Consider the following 14,981-nt stretch of genomic DNA (forward strand, 5'->3'; position numbering starts at 1 on the left):
GGCCTCTAAATGAAAATAATTGATTTAAAGAAGTATTTAACACCATTTGAATTTCAAGTAGTTGATAAAGATATTAGGGTAAAAATATATTCGGACACTACAATCGAGGCTTCTGGATTTTATAATTCCATTTTTAAAGGAGAAACTGGATCATTGAGGAAAAGACTTTTTACAATTATTGAAAATGGAAAAATAGTTTCTGTAATTACTTCAATAATCCCACAAAAGTTCATTAGCAATCCACGTATTGATGATATTGAAGAGGAAACAGACAAAATACAAAAAAGTACAGAAATTTATAATGATATTATGCTTACTTGGCCCAGTAATGACGAAGAAAAATTGTTTTTAAGCGATCAAACGCAAGAAAAGTTTCAAGTTATCTTACGAAAGGCTCTTTTTGTTAATGCGAATAATGACATAATTAGGTATGAGGAAGATGCGATGTTACCTGATGTTTTTTGTTTGCAAAAGGGGTAGCTATGAGTTCATTTTTATATCAAGAAGCCAAGAAAAAAATATTGGACATAATTGCCAGCGGCGAGTTTAAACCAAACTCTAAAATTTGGAATGAACGAGTTTTTGCCCAGAAATTAGGCTACACACGTTCAACTATAAAAAATGCAATTAATTCATTAGTTGAAGATAATATTTTAGAAAAAAGAAGGGGAGATGGAACGTATCTAGTGAATGAGAATGTAAATAACTCATTTGAAATAGGAGATGATTCCCCGAATTCATTTACACAGCTTGTTAAAATTAATCGACAAGAAGTGGTTAATAGAGTAGAGTCGTTTAAATTAATCTATGATAATAAAGATTTAGCTATTATTTTTGATAATAAATATAGCGACTTTTATGAACTAATTAGAACACGCATAGTAGACAATACTGTTGTGGCTGTTCAGAAATCGTATATTCCTTTTAGTTTGTTTGAAGATGCACACCGATATGATTTCAGTAATATGTCTTTATACGATTATATGGACTTTAAGAATCATAAACCGACAAAATTTGAGACTAGAATTGAAGCTCGGCCAATTAGTGACAATCAGTTTGTAGAGGATACAATTAAGTTAGATAAATCTAAATACGCCTATTTATTATTCTTGGAGTATCGCGGTTTTTCAGATAAAAAAGAGATGGTTGAATACACAAAGTCATGGTATAATCCCGATTTTATTAGCTATAAAATAAAAGTAAAAAGATAAATTGGTCTTAAAATTGGTTGCAAAAAAGGAACTACTTTAGAAAGCGGTTCCTTTTTCTATTGCCTAAAATAATATTAAGTACTAAATTAAAGTTATGAAGAAAAGAAGGGAGGAAAGTCGCATGGAAATAGTATTAGCAAGCCATTCCACTTTAGCTCATGGAATGTATGATACTGCTTCACTTATTATGGGAAAGTCAAAAAACCTGCACTACATAACTGCATATTTAGATGATAGTGTTAACTTTTGCGACCAATTGAAAGAAACAACTGATGAGATTTCAAATCAAAAAATTGTTTTTGTTACTGATGTTGTGGGTGGTTCTGTTAATAATGAGCTTACCAAATTTGTTGCTGAAAAACCAAATTGGTTTCTTGTTTCTGGTATGAATTTGCCTTTTGTATTAGAACTGCTTAATTATTCAATTGCTTATCCAGATGACGATTTGGAAGAAATTAAAGCTAAGTTGGCTTCTTTAGTTGAAACAGGTAGAGAAGGATTACAGCTAGTTGAATTAAAAGATCAAAATGAAGAAGAAGATTTTTAATTTGAAAGGGGATTATAAATTATGATTGCGATGACGAGGATTGATTATCGGTTATTACACGGACAGGTTGCTTTCGCATGGACCAATAACCTATCGGCTAATGCAGTTTTAATTGCAAATGATGAGGTTGCAGGAGATAGTTTTCGTAAAAAGACATTTCAATTGGCTAAACCAGAGAATGCTAAGTTGATATTTAAAACAATAGAGGATTCTGCTAAAGCAATCGCAAGTGGCGTAACTGATAAATATCGTGTTTTTATCGTGGTTGAAACCATCAATGACGCGTACCGTTTAGCTAAACTTGTTCCTGAAATAAAATTAATTGACTTAGGATTATCGAGTGAAAAAGAGGGTTCAACTAACATTGCAAAGTCAGTTTATGTAACAAAGAAGGACATTGAACAACTTACTGAACTTGAAAATGATGGAGTAAAGGTTCTTGTAAAACAGGCGCCAGGCGATCCTGATACAGAATTTTCTTCACTGATTAATTAGGAGGAAGAAAAAAATGGTTTTACAAATTATTGGTATCTTTCTTGTTTCCTTAATTGCTAATATGCAAGATTTTCTTGGTTCATCTTTTATTGGACGACCAATTGTTACTTGTTTATTTATTGGCTTGATTTTTGGAAACGTCCAACAAGGATTAATTATTGGAGCAACACTTGAATTAGCCTTTCTAGGTTTAATGGGTGTTGGAGCTACCGTCCCTCCTGATGAAATAATCGGAGGAATTTTGGCAACAGCTTTAGCATTAAAAAATGGTTATGGAGTCAGTGTGGCTCTTACATTGGTTTTACCAATTGCAACCCTAGGGTTATTAATTAAAAATTTGCTTTATGTTGTTATCTTCCCTGCAATGGCACATAAAGCAGATGATTATGCGGACCAAGGTGAAGTGACTAAAGCAGGAAATATGCATATTTGGGCATCATTCACGAGAGTCATTATGATGGCACTAGTAACGACTATTTCGTTTGCTCTTGGTAGCAACTTAGTTGGTGCATTCGTTAAATTGATTCCGAAGTTTTTGATTGACGGTATAACTGTTGCTACGCAAATTTTGCCAGCCGTTGGTTTTGCAATGTTAATTAACATGACTTTCTCGAAAAAAGTTGCACCATTTTTCTTTATTGGATTTGTTTGTGCGGCATATTTGAAGCTAGACATGATTGCAGCATCAATTATTGGAGCTATCTTTGCGGGCATCATGTATCTGATTACTGAAGAAATTCATAACAGTAATGGTGGAAACTCAAATAGCGCTACGGAGGTGCAAGAAGATGACTTCTAATATTAAAGAGAATACTCAGGAAAAGAAACTCACCAAAAAAGACTTAAAAGGAATTTTTTGGCGTAGCATGCCAATGGAAGCATCATTTAATTATGAACGAATGATGAGTATGGGTTTTGCCTATACTATGACGGGAATTATTAATAAGCTTTACGACAAAAAAGAAGATAGAAAACAGGCAATTAAGCGGCATCTTGAATTTTTTAACTGTACTTCAGCCACATCACCATTTATTGCTGGTGTATTGGCCTCAATGGAAGAAAAAAATGCCAATGATCCAGAATTTGATCCTAGTTCAATTAACACAATGAAAACTGGATTAATGGGCCCTCTTTCAGGGATTGGTGATTCAATTTTCTGGGGTAGTCTAAGAATTATTGCGAGTGGTATCGGTGTTTCTCTTGCTCAAAAAGGAAGCATTTTGGGACCAATCTTGTTCATTCTAATTTATAACATTCCAAATTTATTAGTTAGATATTATGGCACAATGTGGGGTTACAAGTTAGGAACAACGTTTGTAGATAAGATGGCATCTGGCTTGATGAACTCAATTACGTATGCCATTAATATTTTGGGAAATACGGTCATTGGTGCTATGGTGGCTTCAATGGTTGTTATTAATATCCCAGTTCAACTTAGTGGTGGTAAAAATCCCGAAACAATTCAGTCATTGCTTAATTCAATAATGCCCGATTTAATGCCTTTAGCAATCACCTTTTTCATTGCTTGGTTACTAAAGAAAAAGCATGTCAAAATGATGTGGATCTTGCTAGCAATCTTAGCTATTAGTATTTTGGGCACATTCTGTGGTTTCTTAAAGCCTTAATGGATTGAAAGGAAAAAATAAATGTATTTCGATAAAAATGAGTTTTTAACTAATTATAATTCTGCCGTGAAGGAACTTGATCACGTTGATGAAGTTCTAGCAAAATTAAGAAAAAAAGATATCAAAAATATTTTCTTTACTGGATGTGGAGGTTCATATACCAAGTTTGTTAACTTACGTCCGTTAATGTTTAAAAAATTGTCTATTCCTTTTGTTGTCACTACACCTGAAGAATTATGTGACCTATATCATGATGATATAACCAATGATAGTTTAATTTTAGCTGGTACAAAAACCGGTGAAACGACAGAATTGGTTGAAGCAATTGGAAAAATCAGAAAAGATTTTCCTAAGTCAACGATTATTAGTTTTATCGGAGACGAAAACAGTACCTTAGAAAAAGAAGGTCTTATTGATGAGCGTATTAAATCGTTTGATACGGATGCAAATTTAATTGAATTAGGTTGGTTTTTAATTCACTTTGCACAAGAGACAGATAATAGAACAAATGAAAGCCAAAAACAGCAGCTTAAAGAAATGGCACAAAATGTAGCCGAAGGGATAGAAGCACTTGTTCCTGCTGCCTTAGATCACGTCAATAATACTGATATTGATCAGATGCAAATGTGGGTTGGTTCAGGAAATGTTTGGGGAGAAGTTTGCTGCTTTGCAAATTACTTAATGGAAGAAATTCAGCACATTAAAGCACAAGCAATTAACTCTGGTGAGTTTTTCCATGGACCTTTTGAAATTATTGATAATAATCAAAGTGTTAGTGTTGTTGTTAACAGTAATTCGAATCGCCAAGAAGACATGCGTGTAGTAAACTTTGTTAAACAATTTGCTAAAAATCCTTTGATCATTGATATGAAGGTTTTTAAACTAGATAAATTTGATAGTGACTTACAGGTGTTCATTGAAGCTTATGCTTTAAACCATTACTTTGATACGCTTTTCAACATGTATTCAATTAAAACGGGAAGATCTGCTAAAACAAGACGCTACTACCGTTTGCTTGAGTATTAAACCATAATCTTATTAAAAAAATGATTCAAAAGCCATATTTCGGTACTTGACCGAGATATGGCTTTTTTTTGCTAAAAATGAGCCATTATTTGCTGGAAGTGCTATCATAAAAGTATAAATAGATGTAGTACCACTCCTTAGAAAAAGACAGTGCAAGTCTAATAACTTTCAATTACTAATCTTTTACTAAAGATAAAGATACTTACTTAATTGAGGAGGACAGAATCATGCTTTTAACTTCTAGTTTGGCAACCTTATTAAAGGGCAATGTTACTGGTCGCTTAGTTGGAATTGTTTTAATTATCTTAGGTGTAGTTGAATTGCTTTTCAGCTTAAGATATAGCAAGGGTGTAATTAAAAATGGGACTAGCAATGGCTTCGCCCCAGCTTCGATGGCCTTTTCGTTATTCTTCGGGCTGATTTTATTAGTTGTGGGAATTTTCGTTGTTGTAACTACTTTTTAAGTAGTAAACCAATTTTTTATTAAAGACGAAAATAGGATTAAATATTATCTTTTTGATAGTAAGCGCTAACCTAAAAGTGTTATAATGTAATTAAATTACGGATACATTTTAGGAGGAAAAAATTATTATGGCAGAACAAACTATTATGCTGAATTGTAGTGCAGGAATGAGTACATCATTGCTAGTAACCAAGATGCAACAAGCTGCTAAAGATCAAGGAATTGATGCAAATATTTTTGCTTGCCCAGCTTCAGAAGCTACTCAACATATTGAGCAGGATCATCCAGATTGTATTTTACTTGGGCCACAAATTCGTTACATGGAAAGTGACTTCAAGAACAAAGTACAGGGTCAAGGTAAAGATGGAAAAGATATTCCTTTTGCCGTAATTGATATGCGCGCTTATGGTATGATGGATGGCGTAAAAGTTTTACAACAAGCAGAAGATTTAATTAACGGTTAAAACGGAGGAATACGATGGCAGAAAATATGACACCTGAACAAGAAGAACAAGCTACTTTAGAATCAGCAATGGGTTTAATTGCCAATGGTGGTAATGCAAAGAGTTTAGCTTTTGAAGCAATTCGTTTGGCTAAAACTGGTGACATTGAAGGTGCTAGAGCAAAATTAAAGGAATCAGATGAGTCATTAAATGAAGCTCACAATTCTCAAACTGGTATGCTTACCAAGGAAGCTCAGGGAGGCCATACTAAAGTCACCTTGTTAGTAGTTCACTCACAAGACCATTTAATGAATGCAATTACTTTCAGAGATTTAGCCGGTGAAATGGTTGACTTGTACGAAAAATTGTATGAAAACGGTACTTTGAAAAAATAAGATAACTAAAGAGTAAAACTTTTATATCTTCTAAAAACCAGATAACCTTTAAATAAGGTTATCTGGTTTTTATTTTAATTAAACAGTAATCGAGTTCTAAAAAATATTTTTCCCTATTTCCTAAAATACAAAAAAGCGAAGTTAGTAAGAGCTTCGCTTTTTGATTGATTTTTAAATTTACTAGTCTAAATCTTCACCATTTGAACTAATAACTTTTTTATACCAGTTAAAGGAATCTTTGCGTGAACGCTTCAATGTTCCTTCACCAGCATCATTTTTGTCAACATAGATAAAGCCGTAACGCTTGTCCATTTGTCCAGTTCCTGCAGAAACTAGGTCAATTGGTCCCCATGGAAGATAACCCATCAGGTCAACACCGTCAATTTCAACGGCTTTTTCCATTTCGGAAATATGCTTTCTCATGTAATCAACACGGTAATCATCATGAATTGAGCCATCTTCTTCAACTTTATCATATGCACCCAAGCCATTTTCAACAATGAATAGTGGGATGTGGTAACGATCAGTTAAGTGGTTTAATGCAATTCTAAGTCCCTCTGGGTCAATTTCCCAGCCCCAGTCACTACGTTCCAAAGTTGGATTCTTAGCGATTGCTTTTGATAAATCGTTTAATTTATCAGGTTTAACCTTTTCGGCCGATACAGTAGTTGTCTGGTAGTAGCTGAAGCCAACGTAATCAACTGTACCTTCTTTTAAAACAACACGATCTTCATCAGTGATGTCTGGACGGTAACCATTACGAGTAATGTATGCTTCAACTTCTTTTGGATATTCACCGAAAACATGAACATCTGAGAACCAGTCACGTCTTTGCTCAAACTTGTCAGCTAATAATACATCATCTGATGAAGGAGTTAGTGGACGAACTGGTGAGTAATTAATCATACAGCCAATTTGGAAATCAGGATTAATCTTATGTCCGATTTTGACAGCTAAGGCTGAAGCAACCAATTCATAATGAGCTGCTTGGTACATTGCTGCTTCTTTTTCTTGATCAGTCATGCCATCAAGAATAAGTCCTGAGTTAGTAGCCATTAAGAAGTCTTCATTATAAGCTGCTTGATTATCAATTTCGTTAAAAGTCATCCAGTATTTAACGCTGTCTTTGTAGCGGTTAAAACAAACTGTTGCAAAGCGTACAAAGTAATCAATCAACTTACGGTTAGTAAAGCCATGATATTTCTTTACTAAGTTGTATGGGATTTCAAAGTGAGAAAGGGTGATAACTGGCTCGATGCCATAGTGATGGCAGGTAGCAAATAAATCATCATAGAACTTCAATCCTGCTTCATTTGGCTTTTCATCGTCACCATTTGGAAAAATTCTTGTCCAAGCAATTGATGTTCTGAAAGCTTTGAAGCCCATTTCAGCCATTAGCTTAATATCTTCTTCGTAGTGGTGATAAAAATCAATAGCACTGTGGTTAGGATAGTTTTTACCTGGAATTACTCCATCTGTAATTTCACGAGGCTTAGTGGCTGAACCAACAGTCATGACGTCGGCAACTGACATACCTTTGCCGTCAACATTCCAAGCACCTTCTAATTGATGAGCAGCAACAGCGCCGCCCCATAAAAAGCCATCTGGCATTTTTGCTGAGTACATTTGAATCTCCTTTTTAATATTTTTACTGATAGCGCTTAACAAATCTATTTTAAACAAATAAGATAATCCAATCAAGTTATTATAAGGGAAATCAATTTTATTTTTTGGCGGTATAATAATACATAATATATTGCATAGTTAAGGAGAAAATAATGTCAGATAATTCACAACCAAAAACGGTTGAGCAAAAGAGGCACGCAGATAGCATTAAATATCTCTATTTTAGTCGGTATTTAATGCTACGGTATAGTGTAGTTATATTCTTATTCGTGAATTTATTTTGGTTTTTAATCCTAATTCAGTATCGGACATGGATTGGTATTGTGTTATCAGGGCTAGTAACGCTTTTTTCGGCTGCAGCTGGAATTGAGCAGTTAACCAAGATGCATAATCGCAAACCAGACGTTCCAGTGACACGTTACTATTTTTGGACACAAATTGGTTTAAATTTGATTTTAGCAATATGTTTATTTATCCCAATGAGAAAACAACTTTTTCCGTTTGTTACCAACGCAGATTCACTGTATCTGATGCTCGCTTTTTTATTTGTTGAGATAATTCTTGCCTACATTTGCGAAAGAAGAATCCACAATATTATAATAGGTAAGGATAAGTATAAAAAACTTATTGAAACATACAAAAAAGCAAAATAGGTATTTATTTTATTCATGAAAAGGCTTACAATGATATTAACTTAGTTAGGATACAAACTAAGAAATAGAGGGGAGTTATATTATTATGGCAGAAACGACAAAAAAACCGTTGAAGGATCGGTTTGCTGAAGTTGCCGGTAAATTTGCTGCTACAAGATTTGTTCGAGCAATCATGGATGCAGGATACAGCGTTATCTCGTTTTCAATTGTTGGTGCATTTTTCTTAATCTTGACAGTATTACCACAAGTTATTCGTGTTAATGGTTTTATTAGCTTTTATGCTAATACAATTGGGCGTTTTACTGACTTATTTCAGTCTGTTTATAATGCGACAATGGGGATTATTGCATTAGTTTTCTCAGGAACGTTTGCATTTTCATATACAAAAATTTATCGTGATGAAGAGCAAATCAATTTAGTTCCAATGAACGGATTAATGATGTTCTTAATGGGCTTTTTCATCACCGTTGCTCAGTTAGTCTGGAAAGATGGAAGAATGCAATTTTTGCAATCTATCACCAAGACTAAGATGGTAGTTGGTGGTTATCAAGCTTCAACAGCAGGTATATACAGAATAGGTGCTGTTGGTATCTTTGTTGGTTTGGTAATAGCTTGGCTAACGGTTCAAATTTACCGTTATACAGTTAAACATAACTGGCAAATTAAGATGCCGGATTCAGTTCCAGCAGGAGTCGCAAACTCATTTAGTGCTTTGATTCCAGCGTTTTGCGTTGCTATTGTAGTTGCTGTACTTAATGGTGCTTTAGTCATGGCTGGCACCGACATGTTTAACTTGCTATTTATTCCATTTTCATTCATTAGTAATATTGCAGACACATGGTGGGGCTTCTTGATTATTGTCTTCTTAATCCACTTCTTATGGTGGTTTGGAATCCATGGTGCAACTATTATTGGCTCATTTACGACTCCAATCGTTTTAGCTAATATGGCTGACAATGCTCAAAGAGGTGGACAACACTTCTTTGCAGGAGACCCAACTAACTCATTTATCACTATTGGTGGTTCCGGAGCAATGCTTGGTGTTGCAATTTGGTTAGTTCTTAGAGCTAGATCTTCTCAATTGAAAGAACTTGGTAAAGTTGAAATTGTACCTGCTATCTTCAACATCAATGAGCCACTAATATTTGGTTTGCCAATTGTTTACAATATCGATTTGATGATTCCATTTATCTGTGCTCCGCTTGCTTCAGGAATTGTGGCCTACCTTGCTATTACGTCGCACTTAGTTCCAGTAATTAGAGTTCAGCAACCATGGCCAACGCCTGTTGGTCTGGGGGGCTTTATTGCAACAACTAGTTGGCAAGGTGGAGTCCTTTCAATTGTCTGTGCGATAGTTGCTTTCCTTGTTTGGTACCCATTCATTAAACATTATGATAATGTCTTACTAAAACAAGAAAAAGAAGGAGCTACTGCTACCGCTGAATAAAATTAATATTAACTAATAAAAACACTCTATTTAATGAAATAGAGTGTTTTTTGTGTGTAAAGATATATCAAAAAGTCCAAAGTCTATTAAAGATTATTTTCACCCCAATCATTCATAGTCTCCATTATCTTAATGAAACTCTTTCCTTGTTTGGTAAGGTAATATTCCACATGTGGTGGTACGGAATGAAAGTCTTTTCTTAATACGAAACCGTCTTGGGTAAGTTCTTTTAGGCATCTATTGAGCATTACATTAGTGATTCCGTTAGTATCTCGTTGTAATTGATTAAATCTAATTCCTTCATTCTGGTGAATTCGCCAGATTATCAAAAATTTCCATTTTCCACCTAACTGACTCATTACTTTGGAAATGCCACAACTGGTCTGTGAAACTTGATTCATTAATATTCCTCCATTTACAGTAACAAAAAGATTAGTACTTGTTTATTTTTTACTGTAGTTTAAAGTTACTATATCAAAGAATATAGGGAGAATAAACTATGAAAAAAGATTTTATTGATTTTTTAGCTGAGAGAAAATCAATTAGAAAATTTGATACTAGTCATCGTATTTCAAAGCAGGAAATAGAAGAAATACTGTCTTTGGCGGCAAAAGCGCCGTCAGGAAATAACACACAGCCTTGGAAGGTTGTTACAGTTATGAACAAGGAAGTACAAAAACAATTGGTACCCCTATCTTTTAATCAAAGTCAGATTGAAGATGCAGCAGCAATATTTATCGTTTTTGGGGATCCACTTGAATATGATGTGGATCATTTAGCAGATTATAAAGCGCGTAATGAGCATTTATCTCCTGAAGAAATAGAAAAATTCAAAGGAAAAATGACGAAATTTTATGAAATGTCCCCAATCGACAAAGGTCCAGAAGCGCTTAAATTAGATTGTGGCTTATTCTCAATGAACTTATTATCCGCCATTCGTGCATATGGCTATGATGGCGCCCCAATGAGAGGTGTAAATTTTGCTGGAATTAAGGAGATTTTATCTATTCCTGAAGATTGGTTGCCAATATTAATTATTCCATTTGGGAAAGCAAATGAGCCTGGAAGGCCAAAAGTTCGCAAACCTGTTGCTGAGTTTACTAGGTTTATAATTTAATTGCCTTGAAGAACATATCGGGATTATTTTAAAAAAGTTGCTATACTGCTTTAACTTTCTATTAAAAGGGACTAGAATACTGGTAAATTAATAGAAGGGAGCGATTTATATGATCACTTTAGGTAAAAAGATGAATTACTGGCCATTGTTTTTCTCAATTTTTTGGGCCCTTTTTGTATTTCCATTTGCATTAATTCTTTTCCAGACAATTGGCGTTAATGCAGTTATTTGGTCTTTATGCGTTTCGGTGGCAGTTTTTCTATTTGTTTCAGGCATTTATTACCCAACAGCACTTCAATATGATTACAGTTATTATGAAATTTCTGCTAACCAAATTAAATACTATGACTTTAGTACTCGGCTGAAAAAGTTTGAGATGATTTTTTTAGGACCTAATACCCCAATGAAGAGCTTAAACATGGATGAAGTTGAAGATGCAAAAACTTTTGGTGAAAGTGGTGTAGAAAAGCTACCTTCTGTTGCTTTGTTTGATCCAATTATTTCTTTACCATTCCTGACAAAAGTTTCTGTTATTAAAAACCCTTATGGAATTGAATTGGAACTTGATGGAGGGCAAAAGGAATATATTTCATCTGCTCGTGATAAGGTTTATGACAAGCAAACTTGTACTGCTAAGACTAAGGCAGCACTGGATTTGATTCAAAAGAGCATCTATGGCAGGCAATTAGCTTAATATTTTTGCTTTAGCACGATTTACAATCAATATTTTAGTATTAACAAGGTGCACTCGATATAATAAAGGTGTAACAAATTTATTAGATTTGGGAGGCACTTTTATATGAAATATCCAAAGACTAAAGAAGTTTTAAATCAATTAGTTGCTGATTTGACACAATTACACATGATTGTTCATCAACATCATTGGTATATGCGTGGCAACCGTTTTTTGAAATTGCACCCATATTTAGATAAGGTAATGGATGAATTAGCTGATCAACTGGATGAAGTTTCTGAACGTTTAATTACATTAGACGGTTCGCCAGTATCTACTTTGAGTGAGATCGCAGCAAAAACAAATATCAAGGATGAAAAAGGAAACTGGGATGAAACAATTGATGAGCGCTACGCTAAAATCATCGATGGCTACCACTACCTTGAAAATCTTTATCGTGAGGGAATAAAGGTTAGTGATGAAGAAGGCGACTATGCGACAAATGATTTATTAACAGGTTTCCTTGCTGATGTTGAAAAACGGATTTGGATGATGTCAGGAGAAATAAATAAGGCACCTGAAATTGATCCAGAATAAAAACCAGTTTTAAAAGGCAGTTTTTGTTAACTGCCTTTTTTGTTGTCTTCTTTTAAAATTATTTTTGCTATAATGAAATTAACTTACTCAATGACAAATAGTTGATGAAAAGAAAGCAAAAAACAATGGATAAGCAGGAACAGGACAAATTAAAGCAAAAAGCAGCCGAAAAGGCAGCTAGTTTAGTAGAAAATGGAATGAAATTAGGCGTTGGAACAGGTTCGACTGTTGCCTTTTTGATTGAAGAGCTTGGAAAACGTAAGGACCAAGAAGGTCTAAACATAGCCACAGTAGTGACAACTTCAAGTAGAAGCAAGAAACAATTGGAGAGCTGTGGTTTTAAAGTTAGTGAATTGGCTGAAGTTGACCATCTTGACTTAACAATTGATGGAGCTGACCGATTTGCAAGTGATTTCGATGGAATTAAGGGTGGCGGTGGTGCACTGACACTAGAAAAAAATGTTGCGGTTAATTCGGAAAGAAATATGTGGATTGTGGATGAATCAAAACTCGTTGATCAATTGGGTGATTTTCCATTACCTGTCGAAGTTTTGCCAATTTCTTGCGAGCAGAATTTCCGTTTGTTTAAAGAAGATGGCTTGAAGCCACAATGGCGTATGAATGGCGAAAAGCGCTTTGTTACTCATTATGGTAACTACATCATTGATTTGAATATTGATCCAATTCCAGACCCATACGGTTTAGCGGATTACCTAGATAAAGTTGTTGGTGTAGTTGAAAACGGGCTTTTCCTTGAGGTGTGTGATGAAGTGATTATTGCGCATTCAAACGGCCAAATTGAAGATCGAAAGAAGCAGTAAATGTAGTGAAATTCTGCATATTATGCATGATAAATTGCGTTCGCTTTAAAGAAGAGGATTTTAATGACTAAAAAACCATTAATTATCAGTACTGATCCTGGTATTGACGATGTTGCAGCAATTATAATTGCTCTGTTTTCAGATATGCTTGATGTTAAGCTAATTGCCGCAACTTGGGGCAATGTGCCACTTAAAAAAACATTGACTAATACATTGAAATTAGAGGCTTTTTTGAATACGAATGTGCCTGTAGTTTCAGGCGCTTCATGTCCACTTCTGAGACAACAAATTGATGCTTCAGATGTTCATGGTAAAAGCGGCTTAGGTGGCTATGAATTTCCTGAACCGGATATGTCGCTATTAAAAGCTGGAATTGCAGCAGATGCCATTCATGAAGTAGTCGCAAATAGCAGTGAAAAAGTAACTTTAATGCAAATTGGACCAGCAACTGATTTTGCCTTGTATCTCAGACAATACCCAGAGGATTTAGCTAATATTGAGCAGCTGGTAATAATGGGTGGTGCAATCGGCCGCGGCAATTGGAGTCCTTATAGTGAGTACAATGTTGCTGGTGATCCTGAAGCAGCACAGATTGTTTTTTCTAGTGGATTGAAAATTTTGCTTGCGCCACTAGAACTAGGGCATCAAGCTTTTATTACACCTGATACGCTAAAGCAAATTAAAACGTTGAATCAGACAGGGGAAATGTTATATCAAATCTTGACTGATCTGCATGATGAAACAGAAGGTGATGGGCGTGAAATATACGATGCCCTTGCAGCTGGAATGTTAATCAAGCCAGAAATGTACACCTTTCAGTCTGCATATGTTGCAGTTGACACCAAAAGCATGTACTCTTATGGAGCTTCACTAATTGATTTTGACGATTTTTATCATCAGCCTGCTAATGCAGAAGTCGGTGTGAAAGTTGATCGTCAAGCTTTTGAAGACTGGTTTATTAGTGCAATTAAAAAGGCAAAGTAATTGAGGTAGCAAATGGCAGATTTCGTTTATCGCACAGTAATGCACGATATAAAACAAAATATATTGGATAACAAATATGAAGGGATGCGTCTCCCAGACGAGCGAAGTCTTGCTGAACATTATCAGGTTAGTCGTTCTTCAATGAAACGAGCAATGGAGCTTCTATCTCAGCAAGGGATTGTTTTTAAAAAAAGGGGAAGTGGGACTTTCATTAATCCTTTATATTTAAAGAACCAATCCTTATTTCGCTATGAGGGCTCTAATTTAGGGTTAACCGATAGTCTAAAAGTCCCTGGCAAAAAGCAGAGCATTAAATTACTAGACTATAATGTCATCAAAGCTCCAGAGGCAATCAGGCAAGATCTGTTTTTAAATGAAGATGATTTTGTTTATGAGTTTAAGAGATTAAGATTTCTTGATGAACAGCCATTTTTAATTGAGACAGGCTACCTTCCGATTAAAATTGTTCCTGAATTAAAGCCTGAACATTTGAAAAAATCTCTGTTTAATTACTTAGAGGATTCTCAAAATAAGGTTGTTACTAAAGCCTTTCTCAATATCACAGTTGAGCCTTCAAGTAGTGAGGATCAAGAGAAATTAAAGTTAAAAGAAACAGAACCTGTTGGAGTGATTGAGGGCATCTTCTTTTTGGATGATGGTACACCATTTGAGGTATCAACGATGCGTATTCATTACCAATACATGAAGTTCAACACGTTCGTAAATTTAAATAAATAGAGCATATCTTAAAGACCGAGAATTAATTTCTCGGTCTTTTGTTTATAAAAGTATACTTTCATTGTTTTACTTTGCCATGTATCTAAATGAATATCCTTGACCTATAATTGAAAGCGTATT

Annotated in this window: 20 protein-coding genes; 18 read left to right on the top strand and 2 right to left on the bottom strand. The window is 34.8% G+C overall.

Annotated elements, in window-relative coordinates; all coding sequences use genetic code 11:
• The first annotated feature begins 9 nt into the window (after positions 1–9).
• From H3R25_RS00085 to H3R25_RS00130, 10 genes are all read left to right on the top strand, one after another.
• Positions 10–480, top strand: a complete 471-nt coding sequence (locus tag H3R25_RS00085; RefSeq protein ID WP_046306252.1) for a hypothetical protein — start codon at positions 10–12, stop codon at positions 478–480.
• A gap of 2 nt (positions 481–482) precedes the next feature.
• On the top strand, positions 483–1,211 hold the full coding sequence (locus H3R25_RS00090; protein WP_198193700.1) for a GntR family transcriptional regulator: 729 nt from the start codon (positions 483–485) through the stop codon (positions 1,209–1,211).
• A 121-nt stretch (positions 1,212–1,332) separates the two neighbouring features.
• Positions 1,333–1,758: a PTS sugar transporter subunit IIA gene (locus tag H3R25_RS00095; RefSeq protein WP_198193702.1), complete on the top strand. Its 426-nt coding sequence runs from the start codon at positions 1,333–1,335 to the stop codon at positions 1,756–1,758.
• 21 nt (positions 1,759–1,779) lie between these two features.
• Positions 1,780–2,253, top strand: coding sequence for a PTS sugar transporter subunit IIB (locus tag H3R25_RS00100; protein WP_046306256.1), 474 nt, complete (start codon positions 1,780–1,782; stop codon positions 2,251–2,253).
• Positions 2,254–2,266: 13 nt separating this feature from the next.
• Positions 2,267–3,052 (top strand): PTS sugar transporter subunit IIC, encoded by a 786-nt coding sequence (locus H3R25_RS00105; RefSeq protein WP_198188939.1) that lies wholly within the window; start codon positions 2,267–2,269, stop codon positions 3,050–3,052.
• Positions 3,042–3,878: a PTS system mannose/fructose/sorbose family transporter subunit IID gene (locus tag H3R25_RS00110; protein WP_122034449.1), complete on the top strand. Its 837-nt coding sequence runs from the start codon at positions 3,042–3,044 to the stop codon at positions 3,876–3,878. Before H3R25_RS00105 ends, H3R25_RS00110 begins: the two co-directional genes overlap by 11 nt.
• 21 nt (positions 3,879–3,899) lie before the next feature.
• Entirely contained in the window at positions 3,900–4,904 is a 1,005-nt protein-coding gene (locus tag H3R25_RS00115) for an SIS domain-containing protein (protein WP_198193704.1), read from the top strand.
• Between the two features lie 227 nt (positions 4,905–5,131).
• Positions 5,132–5,368: a hypothetical protein gene (locus tag H3R25_RS00120; protein WP_046306260.1), complete on the top strand. Its 237-nt coding sequence runs from the start codon at positions 5,132–5,134 to the stop codon at positions 5,366–5,368.
• Between the two features lie 127 nt (positions 5,369–5,495).
• Positions 5,496–5,831: a PTS sugar transporter subunit IIB gene (locus H3R25_RS00125; protein WP_046306261.1), complete on the top strand. Its 336-nt coding sequence runs from the start codon at positions 5,496–5,498 to the stop codon at positions 5,829–5,831.
• A gap of 14 nt (positions 5,832–5,845) precedes the next feature.
• Entirely contained in the window at positions 5,846–6,205 is a 360-nt protein-coding gene (locus tag H3R25_RS00130) for a PTS lactose/cellobiose transporter subunit IIA (protein ID WP_046306262.1), read from the top strand.
• 180 nt (positions 6,206–6,385) lie between these two features.
• Here the strand turns inward: H3R25_RS00130 and H3R25_RS00135 are convergent, their stop codons facing one another.
• Entirely contained in the window at positions 6,386–7,831 is a 1,446-nt protein-coding gene (locus H3R25_RS00135; protein ID WP_198193705.1) for a 6-phospho-beta-glucosidase, read from the bottom strand.
• 152 nt (positions 7,832–7,983) lie between these two features.
• On the opposite strand from H3R25_RS00135, the gene H3R25_RS00140 reads away from it, so the two are divergent.
• Positions 7,984–8,484, top strand: coding sequence for a PTS cellobiose transporter subunit IIA (locus tag H3R25_RS00140; RefSeq protein ID WP_198193707.1), 501 nt, complete (start codon positions 7,984–7,986; stop codon positions 8,482–8,484).
• A gap of 85 nt (positions 8,485–8,569) precedes the next feature.
• On the top strand, positions 8,570–9,931 hold the full coding sequence (gene celB, locus H3R25_RS00145) for a PTS cellobiose transporter subunit IIC (RefSeq protein WP_187157617.1): 1,362 nt from the start codon (positions 8,570–8,572) through the stop codon (positions 9,929–9,931).
• A gap of 86 nt (positions 9,932–10,017) precedes the next feature.
• On the opposite strand, the gene H3R25_RS00150 is transcribed toward celB, so the two are convergent.
• Entirely contained in the window at positions 10,018–10,332 is a 315-nt protein-coding gene (locus H3R25_RS00150) for a helix-turn-helix domain-containing protein (RefSeq protein WP_074425686.1), read from the bottom strand.
• Positions 10,333–10,430: 98 nt separating this feature from the next.
• On the opposite strand from H3R25_RS00150, the gene H3R25_RS00155 reads away from it, so the two are divergent.
• The 6 genes from H3R25_RS00155 to H3R25_RS00180 all read left to right on the top strand — a co-directional run bounded on the left by H3R25_RS00155 (position 10,431) and on the right by H3R25_RS00180 (position 14,861).
• On the top strand, positions 10,431–11,048 hold the full coding sequence (locus tag H3R25_RS00155; protein ID WP_198193709.1) for a nitroreductase family protein: 618 nt from the start codon (positions 10,431–10,433) through the stop codon (positions 11,046–11,048).
• A 109-nt stretch (positions 11,049–11,157) separates the two neighbouring features.
• Positions 11,158–11,742, top strand: a complete 585-nt coding sequence (locus tag H3R25_RS00160) for a hypothetical protein (protein ID WP_232354519.1) — start codon at positions 11,158–11,160, stop codon at positions 11,740–11,742.
• A gap of 105 nt (positions 11,743–11,847) precedes the next feature.
• The gene (locus H3R25_RS00165; RefSeq protein WP_046306275.1) at positions 11,848–12,318 is read left to right on the top strand and encodes a DNA starvation/stationary phase protection protein; all 471 of its coding nucleotides are present in this window, start codon (positions 11,848–11,850) and stop codon (positions 12,316–12,318) included.
• A 125-nt stretch (positions 12,319–12,443) separates the two neighbouring features.
• On the top strand, positions 12,444–13,139 hold the full coding sequence (rpiA, locus tag H3R25_RS00170) for a ribose-5-phosphate isomerase RpiA (RefSeq protein ID WP_198194376.1): 696 nt from the start codon (positions 12,444–12,446) through the stop codon (positions 13,137–13,139).
• Positions 13,140–13,202: 63 nt separating this feature from the next.
• Positions 13,203–14,123 carry a nucleoside hydrolase gene (locus H3R25_RS00175; protein WP_198193712.1) on the top strand — a complete coding sequence of 307 codons (921 nt, stop codon included), beginning with the start codon at positions 13,203–13,205 and terminating at the stop codon, positions 14,121–14,123.
• A gap of 12 nt (positions 14,124–14,135) precedes the next feature.
• Complete coding sequence (locus tag H3R25_RS00180) at positions 14,136–14,861, top strand: GntR family transcriptional regulator (protein WP_046306281.1); 726 nt, start codon at positions 14,136–14,138, stop codon at positions 14,859–14,861.
• The last annotated feature ends 120 nt before the right edge of the window (positions 14,862–14,981 follow it).

The organism is Lactobacillus sp. M0390, assembly GCF_016102085.1.
Lineage (GTDB): Bacteria > Bacillota > Bacilli > Lactobacillales > Lactobacillaceae > Lactobacillus > Lactobacillus apis.

Coding starts and splice junctions, on each gene's coding strand:
- H3R25_RS00085 (WP_046306252.1), top strand. CDS start 10: ATGAAAATAATTGATTTAAAGAAGTATTTAACACCATTTGAATTTCAA.
- H3R25_RS00090 (WP_198193700.1), top strand. CDS start 483: ATGAGTTCATTTTTATATCAAGAAGCCAAGAAAAAAATATTGGACATA.
- H3R25_RS00095 (WP_198193702.1), top strand. CDS start 1,333: ATGGAAATAGTATTAGCAAGCCATTCCACTTTAGCTCATGGAATGTAT.
- H3R25_RS00100 (WP_046306256.1), top strand. CDS start 1,780: ATGATTGCGATGACGAGGATTGATTATCGGTTATTACACGGACAGGTT.
- H3R25_RS00105 (WP_198188939.1), top strand. CDS start 2,267: ATGGTTTTACAAATTATTGGTATCTTTCTTGTTTCCTTAATTGCTAAT.
- H3R25_RS00110 (WP_122034449.1), top strand. CDS start 3,042: ATGACTTCTAATATTAAAGAGAATACTCAGGAAAAGAAACTCACCAAA.
- H3R25_RS00115 (WP_198193704.1), top strand. CDS start 3,900: ATGTATTTCGATAAAAATGAGTTTTTAACTAATTATAATTCTGCCGTG.
- H3R25_RS00120 (WP_046306260.1), top strand. CDS start 5,132: ATGCTTTTAACTTCTAGTTTGGCAACCTTATTAAAGGGCAATGTTACT.
- H3R25_RS00125 (WP_046306261.1), top strand. CDS start 5,496: ATGGCAGAACAAACTATTATGCTGAATTGTAGTGCAGGAATGAGTACA.
- H3R25_RS00130 (WP_046306262.1), top strand. CDS start 5,846: ATGGCAGAAAATATGACACCTGAACAAGAAGAACAAGCTACTTTAGAA.
- H3R25_RS00135 (WP_198193705.1), bottom strand. CDS start 7,831: ATGTACTCAGCAAAAATGCCAGATGGCTTTTTATGGGGCGGCGCTGTT.
- H3R25_RS00140 (WP_198193707.1), top strand. CDS start 7,984: ATGTCAGATAATTCACAACCAAAAACGGTTGAGCAAAAGAGGCACGCA.
- celB (WP_187157617.1), top strand. CDS start 8,570: ATGGCAGAAACGACAAAAAAACCGTTGAAGGATCGGTTTGCTGAAGTT.
- H3R25_RS00150 (WP_074425686.1), bottom strand. CDS start 10,332: ATGAATCAAGTTTCACAGACCAGTTGTGGCATTTCCAAAGTAATGAGT.
- H3R25_RS00155 (WP_198193709.1), top strand. CDS start 10,431: ATGAAAAAAGATTTTATTGATTTTTTAGCTGAGAGAAAATCAATTAGA.
- H3R25_RS00160 (WP_232354519.1), top strand. CDS start 11,158: ATGATCACTTTAGGTAAAAAGATGAATTACTGGCCATTGTTTTTCTCA.
- H3R25_RS00165 (WP_046306275.1), top strand. CDS start 11,848: ATGAAATATCCAAAGACTAAAGAAGTTTTAAATCAATTAGTTGCTGAT.
- rpiA (WP_198194376.1), top strand. CDS start 12,444: ATGGATAAGCAGGAACAGGACAAATTAAAGCAAAAAGCAGCCGAAAAG.
- H3R25_RS00175 (WP_198193712.1), top strand. CDS start 13,203: ATGACTAAAAAACCATTAATTATCAGTACTGATCCTGGTATTGACGAT.
- H3R25_RS00180 (WP_046306281.1), top strand. CDS start 14,136: ATGGCAGATTTCGTTTATCGCACAGTAATGCACGATATAAAACAAAAT.